General features: G+C 68.4%; 1 pseudogene. It reads right to left on the minus strand.

The window, feature by feature from the left end:
- Positions 1 to 386 (minus strand): annotated as a pseudogene (locus EIP85_RS15650) (Re/Si-specific NAD(P)(+) transhydrogenase subunit alpha); the annotation flags it as partial.

A 386-nucleotide genomic window follows, 5' to 3' on the forward strand; every position in this document is an offset into this window, starting at 1 on the left:
TTGCCCGCCGCCGTCACCTGGCCGGTGAAGAAGCGCCCGAAATTATTCGCCGCCTCCACCACCGCGCGGTAGCCCGCGATATTGGCCATCGAGGACAGCGCATCCATCTTCTGCGCGCGAGAGATCCGCGGCACCATGTCCATGGCGATCACATTGGCGCCCTGGTCCTTGGCCAGTTCCAGAAGCCGCTCGTTCTGCGCCGGGTAGAAGAACGAGATCAGAAGCTGCCCGTGGCGCAGCCGCTTGACCTCGGCCTCCTCCGGCTGGCGCACCTTGACGACGACATCCGCCGCCTTCCAGAGCGCCGGGGCGGTCTTCACCACCTCGACCCCCGCCGCCTCATAGGCCGCGTCGGAGAACCCGGCAAGCGCGCCCGCCCCCGCCTG

Source organism: Solirhodobacter olei (genome assembly GCF_004010155.1).
In the GTDB taxonomy this organism is placed as follows: Bacteria; Pseudomonadota; Alphaproteobacteria; order Rhodobacterales; family Rhodobacteraceae; genus Solirhodobacter; species Solirhodobacter olei.